The sequence below is a fragment of the Pseudomonas sp. GB2N2 genome, from assembly GCF_054897705.1.
In genome coordinates this window covers 4,844,803-4,859,860 of record NZ_CM142701.1, presented here as the reverse complement: position 1 = coordinate 4,859,860, position 15,058 = coordinate 4,844,803, and the positions used below count along the sequence as shown (strand labels likewise).

The 15,058-nt window shown below is 60.9% G+C and carries 14 protein-coding genes; 4 read left to right on the top strand and 10 right to left on the bottom strand.

Annotated elements, in window-relative coordinates; genetic code table 11:
- Positions 1-41: 41 nt before the first annotated feature.
- Both ACYZT4_RS22480 and ACYZT4_RS22475 read right to left on the bottom strand, forming a co-directional pair.
- On the bottom strand, positions 42-905 hold the full coding sequence (locus tag ACYZT4_RS22480) for a LysR family transcriptional regulator (RefSeq protein WP_461983029.1): 864 nt from the start codon (positions 903-905) through the stop codon (positions 42-44).
- Between the two features lie 16 nt (positions 906-921).
- The gene (locus tag ACYZT4_RS22475) at positions 922-3,213 is read right to left on the bottom strand and encodes a heavy metal translocating P-type ATPase (protein ID WP_461983028.1); all 2,292 of its coding nucleotides are present in this window, start codon (positions 3,211-3,213) and stop codon (positions 922-924) included.
- Between the two features lie 85 nt (positions 3,214-3,298).
- Between ACYZT4_RS22475 and cadR the strand changes: the two genes are divergently transcribed.
- Positions 3,299-3,769, top strand: a complete 471-nt coding sequence (cadR, locus tag ACYZT4_RS22470) for a Cd(II)/Pb(II)-responsive transcriptional regulator (RefSeq protein WP_461983027.1) — start codon at positions 3,299-3,301, stop codon at positions 3,767-3,769.
- A 102-nt stretch (positions 3,770-3,871) separates the two neighbouring features.
- Here the strand turns inward: cadR and ACYZT4_RS22465 are convergent, their stop codons facing one another.
- From ACYZT4_RS22465 to ACYZT4_RS22455, 3 genes are all read right to left on the bottom strand, one after another.
- On the bottom strand, positions 3,872-4,843 hold the full coding sequence (locus ACYZT4_RS22465; RefSeq protein WP_461983026.1) for a thymidylate synthase: 972 nt from the start codon (positions 4,841-4,843) through the stop codon (positions 3,872-3,874).
- A gap of 50 nt (positions 4,844-4,893) precedes the next feature.
- Positions 4,894-5,706: a prolipoprotein diacylglyceryl transferase gene (gene lgt / locus ACYZT4_RS22460; RefSeq protein WP_392892331.1), complete on the bottom strand. Its 813-nt coding sequence runs from the start codon at positions 5,704-5,706 to the stop codon at positions 4,894-4,896.
- Between the two features lie 83 nt (positions 5,707-5,789).
- Positions 5,790-6,572 (bottom strand): sulfite exporter TauE/SafE family protein, encoded by a 783-nt coding sequence (locus ACYZT4_RS22455; protein ID WP_461983025.1) that lies wholly within the window; start codon positions 6,570-6,572, stop codon positions 5,790-5,792.
- Between the two features lie 133 nt (positions 6,573-6,705).
- On the opposite strand from ACYZT4_RS22455, the gene ACYZT4_RS22450 reads away from it, so the two are divergent.
- The gene (locus ACYZT4_RS22450; RefSeq protein WP_461983024.1) at positions 6,706-7,452 is read left to right on the top strand and encodes an NRDE family protein; all 747 of its coding nucleotides are present in this window, start codon (positions 6,706-6,708) and stop codon (positions 7,450-7,452) included.
- Between the two features lie 104 nt (positions 7,453-7,556).
- On the opposite strand, the gene ptsP is transcribed toward ACYZT4_RS22450, so the two are convergent.
- Both ptsP and ACYZT4_RS22440 read right to left on the bottom strand, forming a co-directional pair.
- The gene (gene ptsP, locus ACYZT4_RS22445; protein ID WP_461983023.1) at positions 7,557-9,836 is read right to left on the bottom strand and encodes a phosphoenolpyruvate--protein phosphotransferase; all 2,280 of its coding nucleotides are present in this window, start codon (positions 9,834-9,836) and stop codon (positions 7,557-7,559) included.
- A gap of 22 nt (positions 9,837-9,858) precedes the next feature.
- On the bottom strand, positions 9,859-10,338 hold the full coding sequence (locus ACYZT4_RS22440) for an RNA pyrophosphohydrolase (protein ID WP_007945562.1): 480 nt from the start codon (positions 10,336-10,338) through the stop codon (positions 9,859-9,861).
- A gap of 143 nt (positions 10,339-10,481) precedes the next feature.
- Here ACYZT4_RS22440 and ACYZT4_RS22435 point away from each other — a divergent pair, with 143 nt between their 5' ends.
- Complete coding sequence (locus tag ACYZT4_RS22435; RefSeq protein WP_461983022.1) at positions 10,482-11,138, top strand: histidinol-phosphatase; 657 nt, start codon at positions 10,482-10,484, stop codon at positions 11,136-11,138.
- A 93-nt stretch (positions 11,139-11,231) separates the two neighbouring features.
- Here ACYZT4_RS22435 and ACYZT4_RS22430 read toward each other — a convergent pair whose 3' ends face one another.
- Entirely contained in the window at positions 11,232-11,657 is a 426-nt protein-coding gene (locus tag ACYZT4_RS22430; RefSeq protein ID WP_461983021.1) for a DUF2269 domain-containing protein, read from the bottom strand.
- Between the two features lie 39 nt (positions 11,658-11,696).
- Entirely contained in the window at positions 11,697-13,211 is a 1,515-nt protein-coding gene (gene ilvA, locus ACYZT4_RS22425; protein ID WP_461983020.1) for a threonine ammonia-lyase, biosynthetic, read from the bottom strand.
- A 148-nt stretch (positions 13,212-13,359) separates the two neighbouring features.
- On the opposite strand from ilvA, the gene rpiA reads away from it, so the two are divergent.
- The gene (rpiA, locus tag ACYZT4_RS22420; protein ID WP_461983019.1) at positions 13,360-14,034 is read left to right on the top strand and encodes a ribose-5-phosphate isomerase RpiA; all 675 of its coding nucleotides are present in this window, start codon (positions 13,360-13,362) and stop codon (positions 14,032-14,034) included.
- Positions 14,035-14,086: 52 nt separating this feature from the next.
- Here the strand turns inward: rpiA and ACYZT4_RS22415 are convergent, their stop codons facing one another.
- On the bottom strand, positions 14,087-15,004 hold the full coding sequence (locus tag ACYZT4_RS22415; RefSeq protein ID WP_461983018.1) for an SdiA-regulated domain-containing protein: 918 nt from the start codon (positions 15,002-15,004) through the stop codon (positions 14,087-14,089).
- Positions 15,005-15,058: the final 54 nt, after the last annotated feature.

Below are 15,058 nucleotides of genomic sequence, written 5' to 3'. Positions count from 1 at the left end.
TGCCTGTATGGGCCCCTTCGCGGGCACAGGCAATAGAGATTTCAGGCTGGGGCCATTTCCTGCGCCAAACCGAGGAACGCCGCCGGCAACCGTGCGCCTTTGCGTTCCTTGAGGCAGTACAGATACTCGGGAATCTGCGGCGCATTCTCGATGGTCAGCACACGCAGTTGCGGGTCATGCGGCACTTCCTGCCGGGCGATGATGCTGATGCCGATATTGCGCAACACCGCCTCGCGAATCGATTCGCGGCTGCCAATCTCCAGCAACGGCCCGAAACTCACCCCGGCACTGGCCAGCAACTCCTCGGTCAAGCGCCGGGTGGTCGAGCCCGATTCGCGCATCAAAAGTGTATGCCCGGCCAACGCGCTGAGTGGCACATGATCGTGCACCGCCAGCGGGTGGTTGCGGTGCACCGCCAGCACCAGTGGATCGCTGCCCAGCACCCGACGAATCAGCCGCGCATCATCGAGCAATTGCGACGAAGCGGCGACATCCACCCGATAATCCTCCAGCGCTTCCAGCACCTGCTGCGAGTTGCCAATTTCCACCGACACTTCCACTTGCGGCAGGCGCTCGCGAAAGGTCTTCACCAGATCAAGGATGTAGTAGGGCGCCGTGGCCGCGATGCGCAACGTGCCCTGGACCTGGCCGCTGTTGCGCAGGAAAAACTCGATGTCGGCTTCCTGCTGCAACAACGCCTTGACCATCGGCAGCAACCGCGCGCCTTCATCGCTGACACTGAGACGGCGTCCGCCACGGTAGAACAGCTCGACCGAGTAGTGGTTCTCCAGATTGCGGATTTGCGTGGTCACGGTGGGTTGGCTCAGGCCGAGCTTTTTCGCCGCCAGGGTTATGCTGCCCAGGCGGGCCACCATGTAAAACGCCTTCAGCTCGGCACTCAGCACACCCGCTCCTCATCGCTTACTTGCGCAACAGGCGCAAACCATTGAACACCACCAGCAGGCTCACGCCCATGTCGGCGAACACCGCCATCCACATGGTGGCGATCCCGGCGAAGGTTACCCCAAGAAAGATCGCTTTGATGACCAATGCCAATGCGATGTTCTGCTTGAGGATACTTGACGTCTGCCGCGATAAGCGGATGAAAGCCGGGATCTTGCGTAAATCGTCGTCCATCAGGGCGACATCAGCGGTCTCGATGGCGGTGTCGGTGCCCGCGGCGGCCATCGCGAAACCGATTTCGGCCCGCGCCAGCGCCGGGGCGTCGTTGATGCCGTCACCCACCATGCCGACCCGATGGCCCTGTGCATAAAGCGCTTCGATGGCGTGCAGTTTGTCGGTCGGCAGCAGATCGCCCTTGGCTTCGTCGATGCCGACTTGCGCAGCAATCGCCTGGGCGGTATGGACGTTGTCGCCCGTGAGCATCAGGGTTTTGATGCCCAGATCATGCAATTGCTGGATCGCTTCGCGACTGGATTCCTTCACCGTGTCGGCCACGGCAAACAGCGCCAGCGGGCCAGACGCGTCGAGCAGCAGCACCACGGATTTGCCCTGTTTCTCCAGCGCAAACAGCTTTTCTTCCAACGCGGGTGAACACAGGTTCAGCTCTTCCACCAGGCGGTGATTGCCCAAGTAGTAGACTTGACCGTTGATTTCACCGCGCACACCGCGACCGGCGAGGGCTTCGAAGTTACCCACAAGCAGTGGCGCCGTGGACTTATCCACAGCGGCGTTGGCGATGGCCAGCGAGACCGGGTGATCCGAACGCCCGGCCAGCGCCGCAGCAATCGCCGGGGCAGTTTTATCGGCGGTGGGCTCAAGCGACAGGTAATCGGTCTGCACCGGTTTGCCGTGGGTGATCGTGCCAGTCTTGTCCAGCGCCAGAAAGTCGAGTTTGTAACCGCCCTCCAGATAAACGCCGCCCTTGACCAGAATCCCTTTGCGCGCCGCCGCCGCGAGGCCGCTGACGATAGTCACTGGCGTAGAGATCACCAACGCGCATGGACACGCGACCACCAGCAACACCAGCGCCCGGTAGATCCAGTCGAACCAGACTGCACCCATGAACAGCGGAGGGATCACCGCGACGGCCAGCGCCAGGGCGAATACGGCGGGCGTATAGATTTTCGAGAACTGGTCAACGAAACGCTGGGTCGGTGCTCGTGCTCCCTGGGCCTGTTCGACGGCGTGGATAATCCGCGCCAAGGTGGAATTGTTCGCAGCGGCCGTCACCGAGTATTCCAGTGAACCTGCCTGATTGATGGTGCCAGCAAACACCTTGTCGCCCAGGGTCTTCTCGACTGGCAGGCTCTCGCCGGTGATCGGCGCCTGGTCGATGGTGGAACTGCCGGACACCACTTCACCGTCCAGGCCGATCCGTTCGCCGGGCCGCACGCGTACCCGCGCGCCCAGCTCGATGGCTTTGACGTCCTGCTCGACCCAGCTGCCGTCGGCCTGCAACACCGTGGCCTGCTCCGGCGTCATCTGCATCAGACCGCCGATGGCGTTGCGCGCACGGTCCAGGGACTTGGCTTCGATCAATTCGGCGATGGTAAACAGGAACATCACCATCGCGGCTTCAGGCCACTGGCCGATCAGGATCGCACCGGTCACCGCGATGCTCATTAGCGCGTTGATGTTGAGGTTGAGGTTTTTAAGGGCGATCCAGCCTTTTTTGTAGGTGGTGAGGCCACCGCTGAGGATCGAGATCAGCGCGATGATCGCCACGACCCAGGTCGGGGCCGCGTTGGTGAGATGGATCACTTCAGCAGCGAGCGCGCCGACGCCGGACAGCGCCAGTGGCCACCAGGGTTTTTTCTCGGGTATCGGGGTCGGCGCTTCGACGCCCTGCTCCAGCGGCTCGGCTTGCATGCCGAGGGATTTGATCGCGTCGATGATCGGCGCGGTGCTCGGCAAGTCGTGGGTGACGCCCAGCACGCGATTGATCAGGTTGAATTCCAGCTGCTGCACACCCGTGAGCTTGCCGAGTTTGTTCTGGATCAGCGTCTGCTCGGTCGGGCAGTCCATGGCGTCGATGCGGAAGGTGCTGAGGCGCGAATCGGCGGTCGGCGCTTCGCTGAGTTTGATCAGCGACGGCGCAGCCACTTTCGCGGAACAGCAGGAATCCCCGTGGCTGGCAGGGTCATGCTTCTGCACAGGCTGCGGCGTGTGGCTGTGATCGTGATCGTGATCGTGATCGTGATCGTGATCGTGCCCATCGTCGGGCTTGTGGGTGTGAAGGGAATCGCTCATCGGGTTGCGTCCAGAAAGGTGCCTGTTGCCAAGTAAAGACCCTGTAGCCACTATAGGGTCAAGCACCCATTTGGAGATCGCCGTCATGAAGATCGGAGAACTGGCCAGGCTCACCGACTGCGCCGTGGAAACCATCCGCTATTACGAGCGCGAAAACCTGCTACCGGAACCGGCCCGCAGCGACGGCAACTACCGCGTCTACACCCAGGCCCATGTCGAGCGCCTGACCTTCATCCGCAACTGCCGCACCCTCGATATGACGCTGGAAGAAATCCGCAGCCTGCTGGCGTTGCGCGACAGTCCGCAGGATCAGTGTGAAAGCGTGAATGCGTTGATCGATGAGCATATTCATCACGTGAAAGCGCGAATCGATGGCTTGATGGCGCTACAGGCACAACTGCTCGACCTGCGCCAACGGTGTGGCGAAGGGCCGGAAATCGATCAGTGCGGGATTTTGCAGCGGCTGGAAGTGAGTGGCGGGGTGGTGGCGACGGAGGTGGAGCATTCACATGTGGGCCGCAGCCACGGCCATAAACCCACCACAAATCAAATGTAGGAGTGAGCCTGCTCGCGATAGCGGTTGTTCAGTCACATCGATATTGGATGTGCCGACGTCATCGCGAGCAGGCTCACTCCCACAGGGTTATTGCGTGGTCCTTCAGACCGCCATCGGCGCGGTCATTGGCGGGTGATGTTCGTAGCCTTCCAGCGAGAAATCGCCCGGCTCGATCAACTCCAGCCACTCCGGCTGATACACGCCAGTCTTGGCGAACTCCGGCACGCGGTCCGAAATTTTCAGCTTCGGCATCGGGAAAGGCTCGCGCTTGAGCTGCTCATTCAGCATGTCCAGATGGTTTTCGTAGACGTGCGCGTCACCGATGAAATAGGTGAACCAGCGCGGCGTGTAACCCGTCAGGCGACCGATCAGGCTCAGCAGCGCGGCGCCTTCGGTGAGGTTGAACGGCGTGCCCAGGCCCAAATCATTGGAGCGAATGTAGAGGGTCAAAGAAATCTCTTTGGTCGCGACATTCGGGTGGAACTGATACAGCAAGTGGCACGGTGGCAAGGCCATTTCATCGAGCTGCGCAACGTTCCAGCCGTGGAACAGGATGCGGCGGCTGCCCGGGTCCTTGATGATGGTGTCGACACACTGGCGGATCTGGTCGATCGCCTTGTACAGCACCACGTAGGCCTGACCGTCTTCTTCGCCTTCGGCAATCTGACGATAACCTTGCTTCAGGGTCTGCTCGATGGCGGCGCTGTTGCTGAGCGGAATCTGCTTGTACGCCGGCCATTTGCGCCATTGCACGCCGTAGATTTCGCCGAGGTCGTCTTCACCCTGACGGAACGGGTTGGCCAGCCACTGCGCATTTTCGTTGGCGTTCTGGTCCCAGACCTTGCAACCCAGCGCACGGAATTCGGCGGCGCTGCTCACCCCACGCAGGAAACCGCACATCTCGCCGATGGCCGATTTGAAGGCCATCTTGCGCGTGGTGATCGCCGGAAAACCTTCTTGCAGGTCGTAACGCAGCATCGCGCCGGGAAAACTGATGGTGTTCACGCCGGTACGGTTAGCTTGCTTGGTGCCGTTCTTGATGACGTGGGCGACCAGTTCGAGATATTGCTTCATGAGTTACCTGTGTCCTTGAACCCGGAGGCCGTCGCCCCCGGGGTTCGAATTTATACCGCTGCCGCCGGGGTCGCCGGTGCGCGACGATACGCCAGCCAGATCAGGAACAGCCCGCCGACGATCATCGGCACGCAGAGCACTTGGCCCATGGTCAGCCAGTTCCAGGCCAGATAGCCCAGTTGCGCATCCGGTACGCGGACGAATTCGACAATGAAACGGAAGATGCCGTAGAACAGCGCGAACATCCCGGACACCGCCATGGTCGGCCGCGGCTTGCGCGAGAACAGCCACAGGATCAGGAACAGCGCGACGCCTTCCAGTGCGAACTGATACAGCTGCGACGGGTGACGCGGCAATTGCGCCGGGTCGCTGAACGGCGGGAAGACCATGGCCCACGGCACGTCGGTCGCCTTGCCCCATAACTCGGCGTTGATGAAGTTGCCGATCCGCCCGGCGCCCAGGCCGATCGGCACCATTGGCGCAACGAAATCCATCAATTGGAAAAATGACTTGTTGTTCTTTTTACCGAACCACAACGCCGCCAGCATCACGCCGATGAAGCCGCCGTGGAACGACATGCCGCCCTTCCACACCTCGAAAATCAGCGCCGGGTTAGCCAGATACGCGTGCAGATCGTAGAACAGCACATAGCCCAGGCGCCCGCCGACAATGACGCCCATCGACATCCAGAAGACCATGTCGGAGAGTTTCTCCTTGGTCCAGGTCGGGTCGAAGCGGTTGAGCCGGCGCGACGCCAGCAGCCACGCACCGCCGATGCCGATCAGGTACATCAAACCGTACCAGTGGATTTTCAGCGGACCGATGGCCAGGGCCACCGGGTCGATCTGCGGGTAAGGCAGCATTGCGACTCCTCATTAGAGTTGAAAGCTTCAAAATTCCCGGGCGACGCTGCCACCTCAGGATTAAGCCAGGATTGCGCTGCGGTTCAGATCAGGAAATTCAAACCCACGCAGAACAGCAAAGCGGCGAACAGTCTTTTCAGCAACTTCGGCGACAAACTGTGCGCCAGTCGCGCACCGAAGCGGGCGAAGAACATGCTCGTCAGGGCAATGCCCAGCAGCGCCGGCAAATAAATAAAACCGAGACTATGGGCCGGCAGCAACGGATCGTGCCAGCCCAGAATCATGAAACTTAATGCACTGGCCAACGCGATGGGCAGGCCACAGGCGGACGACGTAGCCACCGCCTGCTGCATTGGCACGCTGCGCCAGGTCAGGAACGGCACGGTCAGCGAGCCGCCGCCAATCCCGAAAATCGCCGAGGCCCAGCCAATCACACTACCGGCCACGGTCAGACCGACTTTACCCGGCACCGTTCGGCTGGCCTTGGGTTTGAGGTCCAGCGCCAATTGCGCGGCGATGACGAGGGCGAACACGCCAATGATCTTTTGCAGGTTCGGCCCGGAGATCGCCTCGGCGGTCAGTGCACCGAAACCGGCGCCGATCAAAATGCCGACGGTGAGCCAAGCAAAAATCGGCCAGCGCACCGCACCGCGACGATGATGCTCGCGCACCGCATTGACCGAGGTAAAGATAATCGTCGCCAGCGAGGTTCCGACGGCGAGGTGGGTCAGGATCGATGGATCGAACCCCTGCGCCTTGAAACTGAACACCAGCACGGGAACGATGATGATCCCGCCGCCCACGCCGAACAGCCCGGCCAGCACGCCTGCGCAGGCGCCGAGCGCCAGATAGAGCAGAAATTCCATGTGCGATCCCTACGCTTCACCCAAAACCGGAGCGGCATGGTAACGGATGCATGACCTTCGGCTCCACTGGATGGCGATGGATACCCGCACAATGACTGCGTAGAGTGGGTAAAAAACACACTAGGACCACCTTATGTGCCTGATTGTCTTTGCCTGGCGCCCGGGTCACGCGCAACCGCTGATCGTCGCTGCCAACCGCGACGAATTCTACGCCCGGCCCAGCCTGCCGCTGGCGCAGTGGCCCGAAGCGCCGCACGTCTACGCCGGTCGCGACCTGGAAGCCGGGGGCACCTGGCTCGGTGTCGGCGCCAACGGGCGCTTCGCGGCGCTGACTAATATCCGCGATCCCCATCAACCGCCGGCACGCAAATCCAGGGGTGAGCTGGTGGCGCGTTTTCTCAATGGTGACATGCCGATTGATGACTACTTGGCCGACGTTGTCGTACGTTCGCTGGAATATGCCGGGTTTAACCTGCTGATAGGCAACGCCAATGAGCTATGGCACTACAACGCGCGGGACGCTGAAGCGGTGATGTTGCAGGCCGGAATTTACGGGTTATCGAATGCGGGACTGGATACGCCGTGGCCGAAGTTGCTCAAGGCAAGGGCAGCGCTGGAGGCGGTGCTGGACGATCCACGGCCGGAGACGCTGTTGGGGTTGCTGAACGATGCGCAGACGGCGCCGTTTGCAGAACTCCCGGATACCGGGGTGGGGTTGGCGACCGAGACGTTGTTGTCGAGTGTGTTTATCGCCAGCCAGAGTTACGGGACCCGGGCGAGTACGGCGTTAATTGTGCAGGCGGACGGGACGCGGCAGATGGTGGAGCGCAGTTTCGGGCCGTATGGCGGGCATTTGGGCGAGGTGGAGATCAGGGTTTAGATTTTCGGTGTTTTCAGTGACGCCATCGCAGGCAAGACAGTTTCTACAGAGTAATCGTGATCCCCTGTAGGAGCTGGCTTGCCAGCGAGGAGGCCTGCCGACTTTTAGAGAACCTTGGCCGCTGCCGGATTGACCATCTTCGCCAACCCAAGATTTTTCAGCGCCAGTTGCAGCGAGCTGTGGATCACTTGCGGGTTGTCGATGGTCATCAGCTCCGCGAGCAATTCCTTGGCCCGGCTCAGGTTGATCTGACGCAGCATCCACTTCACCTTTGGCAGGTTGGTGGCGTTCATCGACAGACTGTCGAAACCCATCGCCATCAGCAGCACCGCCGCCGCCGGATCACCGGCCATCTCACCGCAGATACTCACCGGCTTGCCTTCGGCATGGGCATCACGCACAACGTTCTGCAATGCCTGGAGCACCGCCGGGTGCAAGTAGTCGTAGAGGTCGGCCACCCGCGGGTTATTGCGGTCCACGGCCAACAGGTACTGCGTCAGGTCGTTAGAGCCGACCGAGAGGAAGTCCACTTGCCGTGCCAATTCCTTGGTCTGGTAAACAGCCGCCGGAATTTCGATCATCACGCCAATCGGCGGCATCGGCACGTCGGTGCCTTCGTCGCGGACTTCGCCCCAGGCCCGGTGAATCAGGTGCAGGGCTTCTTCGAGTTCGTGGGTGCCGGAGATCATCGGCAGCAGGATGCGCAGGTTGTTCAGGCCTTCGCTGGCCTTGAGCATGGCGCGGGTCTGCACCAGGAAGATTTCCGGATGGTCCAGGGTGACGCGAATACCGCGCCAGCCAAGGAACGGGTTGTCTTCCTTGATCGGGAAGTACGACAGCGACTTGTCGCCACCGATGTCCAGGCTGCGCATGGTCACCGGTTGCGGGTGGAACGCGGCAAGCTGCTCGCGATAGATCGCCAGCTGCTCTTTCTCGCTCGGGAAGCGCTGGTTGATCATGAACGGCACTTCGGTACGGTACAGACCGACGCCCTCGGCACCGCGTTTCTGCGCCCGCGCCACGTCCGCCAGCAGGCCGGTGTTGACCCACAGCGGCATGCGGTGACCATCGAGGGTCACGCACGGCAGGTCGCGCAAGGTATCGAGACCGAGCGCCAGTTGCTTCTCTTCTTCCACCACCTCGGCGAACTGCTTGCGCAGCAATTCGCTGGGGTTGGTATAGACCTCGCCCTTGGTGCCATCGACGATCAATTCGATGTTGTCGACTTTGGCATAGGGCAGATCAACCAGGCCCATCACTGTCGGGATACCCATCGCCCGCGCGAGGATCGCGACATGGGAGTTACCCGAGCCGAGGACCGAGACCAGACCGACCAGCGTGCCTTCCGGCACCTCGCCGAGCATCGCCGGCGTCAGCTCTTCGCTGACCAGAATGGTTTTTTCCGGGTAGACCAGGTTCTGCTGGCGCTCTTCCTGCAGATACGCCAGCAAACGCCGGCCAAGGTCCTTGACGTCCGAGGCGCGCTCACGCAGGTAAGCGTCGTCCATCAATTCGAAGCGGTTGACGTGCTCGGTGACCACCTGGCGCAGCGCGCCCTGGGCCCACTGACCGGTCTTGATTACGGTGGTGACTTCGTTGCCCAACGCGGCATCGTCGAGCATCATCAGATAGACGTCGAACAAGGCCCGCTCTTCAGGGCGCAACTGCGAAGCGAGTTTGGCGGACAAGGCCCGCATGTCGGCGCGCACGCCTTCAATGGCGGTCTTGAACAGCCCGAGCTCGGCTTCGATGTTGACGATGGTCTTGTCCGGCACCACATCCAGATCAGCCGGTGGCAGCATGACCACCGCCGTACCGACTGCCGCACCCGGCGAACCCGGCACGCCGACGAACTTGGCTTCCTGAATGCCTTTGCCCTGACGGCCCAGGCCACGGATCGAACCGGTCGCCTCGGCGTGGGCGATAACGCCGGCGAGCTGTGCGCTCATGGTCACGAGGAAGGCTTCTTCACCTTCGTCAAACTGGCGGCGTTCTTTTTGCTGGATCACCAACACGCCGACAACGCGACGGTGGTGAATGATCGGTGCCCCCAGGAATGAAGCGTAACGCTCTTCACCGGTCTCGGCGAAGTAGCGGTAGCGCGGGTGGTCCGCGGCGTTTTCGAGGTTCAGGGGTTCTTCACGCGTGCCGACCAGGCCAACCAGACCTTCGTTGGGTGCCATGCTGACCTTACCGATCGAGCGCTTGTTCAAGCCCTCGGTGGCCATCAGCACAAACCGGTTGGTTTCAGGGTCAAGCAGGTAGACCGAGCAGACCTGGCTGCCCATGGCCTCTTTGACGCGCAACACAATAATCCCCAACGCCGCCTTGAGATCCTTGGCGGAGTTAACTTCCTGGACGATCTTGCGCAGCGTATTGAGCATGGCTCGGGGTCGAACTCCGTCGTCAGTCGCGCGTTAAAAGGCGCGGGGCAAGCTCTTTGAGAGCGCGTCGATACACCTCGCGCTTGAATGTCACCACCTGGCCCAACGGATACCAATAACTGACCCAGCGCCAGCCATCGAATTCCGGTTTACCGGTCAAATCCATCCGCACCCGCTGCTCGTTCGAGATCAGGCGCAGGAGAAACCATTTCTGTTTCTGGCCGATGCACAGCGGTTGGCTGTGGGTACGGACCAGACGTTGCGGCAAACGATAGCGCAACCAGCCCCGGGTGCAGGCGAGAATTTCAACATCTTCGCGCTCCAGACCCACTTCTTCATTCAACTCGCGGTACAAGGCGTCTTCCGGCGTCTCCTGGGGATTGATGCCTCCCTGCGGAAACTGCCAGGCGTCTTGATTGATACGGCGAGCCCATAGCACCTGTCCGGCATCATTCGTGAGAATGATCCCGACATTGGGGCGGAAACCATCGGGGTCGATCACGGCAACAACCTCGCAAACGCATGTCGCCGCATTGTTCCACAAAGGTTGTGAAGGCAGCAACGAGCCGGCCTACCTTATGTGCACTCTTGTGAAAAGTCCGTATTCTGGACGCCTTTCTACAGACTTTTCAGCGAGTAACCGCAATGCGCCTGGCTTTATTCGACTTGGACAACACGCTTCTGGGCGGCGACAGTGACCACGCCTGGGGCGATTACCTGTGCGAACGCGGCTTCCTCGACGCCGTCGCCTACAAGACCCGCAACGATGAGTTCTATCAGGACTACCTGGCCGGCACGCTGGATAACGCCGCCTACCTGAATTTCTGCCTGGAAGTCCTCGGCCGCACCGACATGGCCACGCTGGGTCAATGGCACCGCGATTACATGCGCGATTGCATTGAACCCATCGTGCTGCCCCAGGCAATTGAACTGCTGGCCAAGCACCGCGCCGCCGGCGACAAACTGGTGATCATTACCGCCACCAACCGTTTCGTGACCGGGCCGATTGCCGAGCGCTTGGGGGTTGAAACCCTGATCGCAACTGAATGCGAAATGGTTGATGGCCGTTATACCGGGCGCAGCACTGATATCCCGTGCTTCCGTGAAGGCAAGGTGACGCGATTGAATCGTTGGCTGGAGGAGACCGGGTTCACGCTGGAAGACAGTTATTTCTACAGCGACTCGATGAATGACTTGCCGTTGCTGGAGCAGGTGGCGAACCCAATCGCTGTCGACCCGGACCCCAATCTGCGCGCTGCAGCCGAGACGCGTGGCTGGCGGATAATTTCGTTGCGCGACTAATATCGCTATCGCGAGCAGGCTCACTCCTACATTGGAATGCGTTCCTCTGTAGGAGTGAGCCTGCTCGCGATTGGGTCACTTCGGTTTCAAGCCTTAAACAGGTTTAGCGCCCATCAACCCGGCAATCGCAATCAAACAGACGAAGCTGAACAACGCGAGGGCGAAGGTAAATTTGCCGCTGCCGCCCGGCGCCTTGCGCAACTTGTTAAGCCGCACCAACACCCAGAACCAGCCCAACGCCGCCACGGTGTAAAGCACGCTCGACGCCAGCAACCACATCTGCCCCAACGGCCAGCCCACCAGGTGCACCATCCACCAGCCGGTGAACGGCATGCTCAGCAACGCCAGCCCCATCAACAGCCAGACAAACACCCTTGGCCGCTGTAGCGTGCGTGCCGCAGCAGTCGCATCGCCACTACGCCGCGTTTGCCAAACCCAAATCCCCAGGCCCAGCGCACTGCCCAACAATATCGCCGTCGCCGCGGTGTGCGCCATTTTCAGGGCGGTTAACGTTTCCATGGATCGATTTCCTTATGACCTGCCCATTAGCGTAGCCGCTCAGCCAAGAAACAGCTTGTAGGCCGGGTTGTCGCTTTCGTCCCAGTACGGGTAGCCAATTTCTTCCAGCGCGGCGGGCACCAGATGGCGTTCGTCGTGCGGCACTTGCAGGCCGGCGACCACTCGGCCATCCGCCGCACCGTGGTTGCGGTAGTGGAACATCGAGATGTTCCAGCGCCCGCCGAGTTTATTGAGAAAGTTGAACAGCGCGCCCGGCCGCTCCGGGAATTCGAAACGCAGCACCACTTCATCGACGACCTGGGCTGCGCGGCCACCGACCATATGGCGGATGTGCAACTTGGCCAGTTCGTTGTCGGTCAGGTCCAGCACCGGGAAACCCTGCTCGGTCAGGCTGGCCAGCAGCGCGCTGCGCGGATCGTTTTCCGGGTGCGTCTGCACGCCGACGAAGATGTGCGCTTCGCTGCCGGTGTTGTAGCGATAGTTGAATTCAGTGATCTGGCGCTTGCCGATGGCTTCGCAGAACGCCTTGAAGCTGCCCGGCTTCTCGGGGATGGTCACGGCGATGATGGCTTCGCGGCCCTCGCCCAGTTCGGCGCGCTCGGCCACGTGGCGCAAGCGGTCAAAGTTGACGTTGGCCCCGGAATCGATGGCAACGAAGGTGTGGCCGGTGACGCCATTCTGTTCGACGTACTTCTTGATTCCGGCCACGCCCAAGGCGCCGGCGGGTTCAGTGATCGAGCGGGTGTCGTCGTAGATGTCCTTGATTGCCGCACAGATTTCGTCGGTCGTGACCGTGATCACGTCATCGACGTAATCCTTGCAGATGTCGAAAGTGTGCTGGCCAATCTGCGCCACTGCAACGCCATCGGCGAAAATGCCCACGGTCGGCAGCACCACGCGCTCGCCGGCGGCCATGGCAGCTTGCAGGCAATTGGAATCATCCGGCTCGACGCCGATGATCTTGATTTCCGGGCGCAGGTATTTAACGTATGCCGCGATGCCGGCGATCAGCCCGCCGCCGCCGACTGGAACGAAGATCGCGTCAAGGCGCCCTGGGTGCTGGCGCAGGATTTCCATGGCCACTGTGCCCTGCCCGGCAATGGTGTGGGGATCGTCGTAAGGGTGAATGTAGACGTAGCCTTTTTCGTCGACCAGTTTCAGCGAGTAGGCCAAGGCTTCGGGGAACGAATCGCCGTGCAGCACCACTTTGCCGCCGCGTGAACGCACGCCTTCGACTTTGATTTCCGGGGTGGTCTTGGGCATGACGATGGTGGCTTTGACGCCGAGGACTTTCGCCGCCAGGGCCAGGCCCTGCGCATGATTGCCCGCCGACGCCGTGACCACGCCGCGCGCACGCTCCTCATCGCTCAGTTGCGTGAGCTTGTTGTAGGCCCCACGAATCTTGAACGAGAACACCGGCTGCAAGTCTTCGCGCTTGAGCCAGATGTGATTGCCCAACCGCTCGGAGAGCTGGCGGGCAGTCTGCAATGGGGTTTCTACGGCAACGTCATAAACGCGCGAGGTGAGGATCTTCTTGACGTACTGTTCGAGCATCGGAAAGCATCACTGAGCGGGCTGGGCAGGGCCAAGGAGTCTAACCCGGCTTTCGGGCGGGCGACCACACGAATCAAGAGGTTTTAGCCGGGCATGCGGCTATAATGCCGGCCTTTCCGTTTTCCCCTTGCCCGCTTTCGGAGCCCGCATGACCCAGGATCAACTCAAACAGGCAGTAGCCCAGGCCGCCGTCGACTTCATCCTCCCGAAACTCGACGACAAGAGCGTCGTCGGTGTCGGCACCGGCTCCACCGCCAACTGCTTCATCGATGCACTGGCCAAGCACAAAGGCGCGTTCGACGGTGCCGTCGCCAGCTCCGAAGCCACCGCCGCGCGGCTTAAGGGCCATGGCATTCCGGTGTACGAGCTGAATACCGTCAGCGACCTGGAGTTCTACGTCGATGGCGCGGATGAAAGCGACGAGCACCTGAACCTGATCAAGGGCGGCGGCGCAGCCCTGACCCGCGAGAAGATCGTTGCGGCCGTGGCCAAGACTTTCATCTGCATCGCTGACGCCAGCAAACTGGTGCCGGTGCTCGGTGAATTCCCGCTCCCGGTGGAAGTGATCCCGATGGCCCGCAGCCACGTGGCCCGCGAACTGGTAAAACTGGGCGGCGACCCGGTTTACCGTGAAGGCGTGCTGACCGACAACGGCAACATCATTCTGGATGTGTTCAACATGCAGATCACCCATCCGGTCGAACTGGAAAAGCAGATCAATGCGATCGTCGGCGTGGTGACCAATGGCTTGTTCGCGGCGCGTCCGGCGGATGTGCTGTTGCTGGGAACCCGCGAAGGCGTCAAGACCCTGCGCGCCCAATAAGCTCTGCACAAGATCCTGTAGGAGTCGGCTCCTACAGGGGTGGCGTTAATGCTTAGGGCTGGGTTGGTTTTTTGAAGACGTAGAACAGGTTCGGCTCACTCACCAGGTAGATCGTTGCGTCGTCGTCCATGGCGATCCCTTCCGCTTGCGGCACGGTTTTCTGCAAGCCTTGACGCCCTTTGCTCAGTGACATCGTACTCAGCGGTCGCCCGTCCACATCCAGTTCCAGAATCAGCCGCGACTCGTCGGACAGCGCCAGCAAATGGCCGCTGCGTTCGTCGTATTGCAGGCTCGACAGGTCTCGCACAAACATCCCGGCATCGCGCTTGGGATTGTTGACCACGTGCACCGTGTAGGGTTTTTCCGGGTTGTAATGCGGGAAGCCCTGCACTTCGTAGATCAGCATCGGGTCGCGCTCCTTGGCGACAAACAGCCGCTTGCCCACCGAATCGTAGGCCAGGCCTTCAAAGCCCTTGTTGCCACTCATGTGCACGCCGAGAGTCATCTGCTCGGCATCCGCCGCGTCGAGAAAGGTGGTGTCCTTCTCCAGATGAATCTTGATCAACCGCTGCTGACTCTCGTCGCTGATCACGTAGGTGTCGGCGCTGATGAACTCCACCGCCTCCGGATCGCCGAAGCCGATCAGGGCGATGCGCCGGATGATCCGGCCTTCCAGCGACAGCTCGATCAGCTCGGAGTTTTTGTTGGTGACGGTAAACAGACTCTTGCGTACCGGATCGAACGTCAGCGCCGACACGTCGTCATCCAGGCCATCGATGACCTGCGCCTCCACGGTGACTTGATAGTGACCCAGGCCCATGGACAGCTCGCTCTCCGGCTGCCAAAGCGTATGCACATTGAACCAGGCGCGCTCGAACAGCCGCAGGTACTGGCCGATGGCAACCAGCACGATCAGTGCGATTACCAAGACGATCAGGATCAGGGGTTTGGGACGGGCAAGTCGGCGCATTCAGGCAAGCTCGGCATCAGGACGGGCGGATGAAATACCACGGCGGTCTGAATT

Coding starts and splice junctions, on each gene's coding strand:
- ACYZT4_RS22475 (WP_461983028.1), bottom strand. CDS start 3,213: ATGAGCGATTCCCTTCACACCCACAAGCCCGACGATGGGCACGATCAC.
- cadR (WP_461983027.1), top strand. CDS start 3,299: ATGAAGATCGGAGAACTGGCCAGGCTCACCGACTGCGCCGTGGAAACC.
- ACYZT4_RS22465 (WP_461983026.1), bottom strand. CDS start 4,843: ATGAAGCAATATCTCGAACTGGTCGCCCACGTCATCAAGAACGGCACC.
- lgt (WP_392892331.1), bottom strand. CDS start 5,706: ATGCTGCCTTACCCGCAGATCGACCCGGTGGCCCTGGCCATCGGTCCG.
- ACYZT4_RS22455 (WP_461983025.1), bottom strand. CDS start 6,572: ATGGAATTTCTGCTCTATCTGGCGCTCGGCGCCTGCGCAGGCGTGCTG.
- ACYZT4_RS22450 (WP_461983024.1), top strand. CDS start 6,706: ATGTGCCTGATTGTCTTTGCCTGGCGCCCGGGTCACGCGCAACCGCTG.
- ptsP (WP_461983023.1), bottom strand. CDS start 9,836: ATGCTCAATACGCTGCGCAAGATCGTCCAGGAAGTTAACTCCGCCAAG.
- ACYZT4_RS22435 (WP_461983022.1), top strand. CDS start 10,482: ATGCGCCTGGCTTTATTCGACTTGGACAACACGCTTCTGGGCGGCGAC.
- ACYZT4_RS22430 (WP_461983021.1), bottom strand. CDS start 11,657: ATGGAAACGTTAACCGCCCTGAAAATGGCGCACACCGCGGCGACGGCG.
- ilvA (WP_461983020.1), bottom strand. CDS start 13,211: ATGCTCGAACAGTACGTCAAGAAGATCCTCACCTCGCGCGTTTATGAC.
- rpiA (WP_461983019.1), top strand. CDS start 13,360: ATGACCCAGGATCAACTCAAACAGGCAGTAGCCCAGGCCGCCGTCGAC.
- ACYZT4_RS22415 (WP_461983018.1), bottom strand. CDS start 15,004: ATGCGCCGACTTGCCCGTCCCAAACCCCTGATCCTGATCGTCTTGGTA.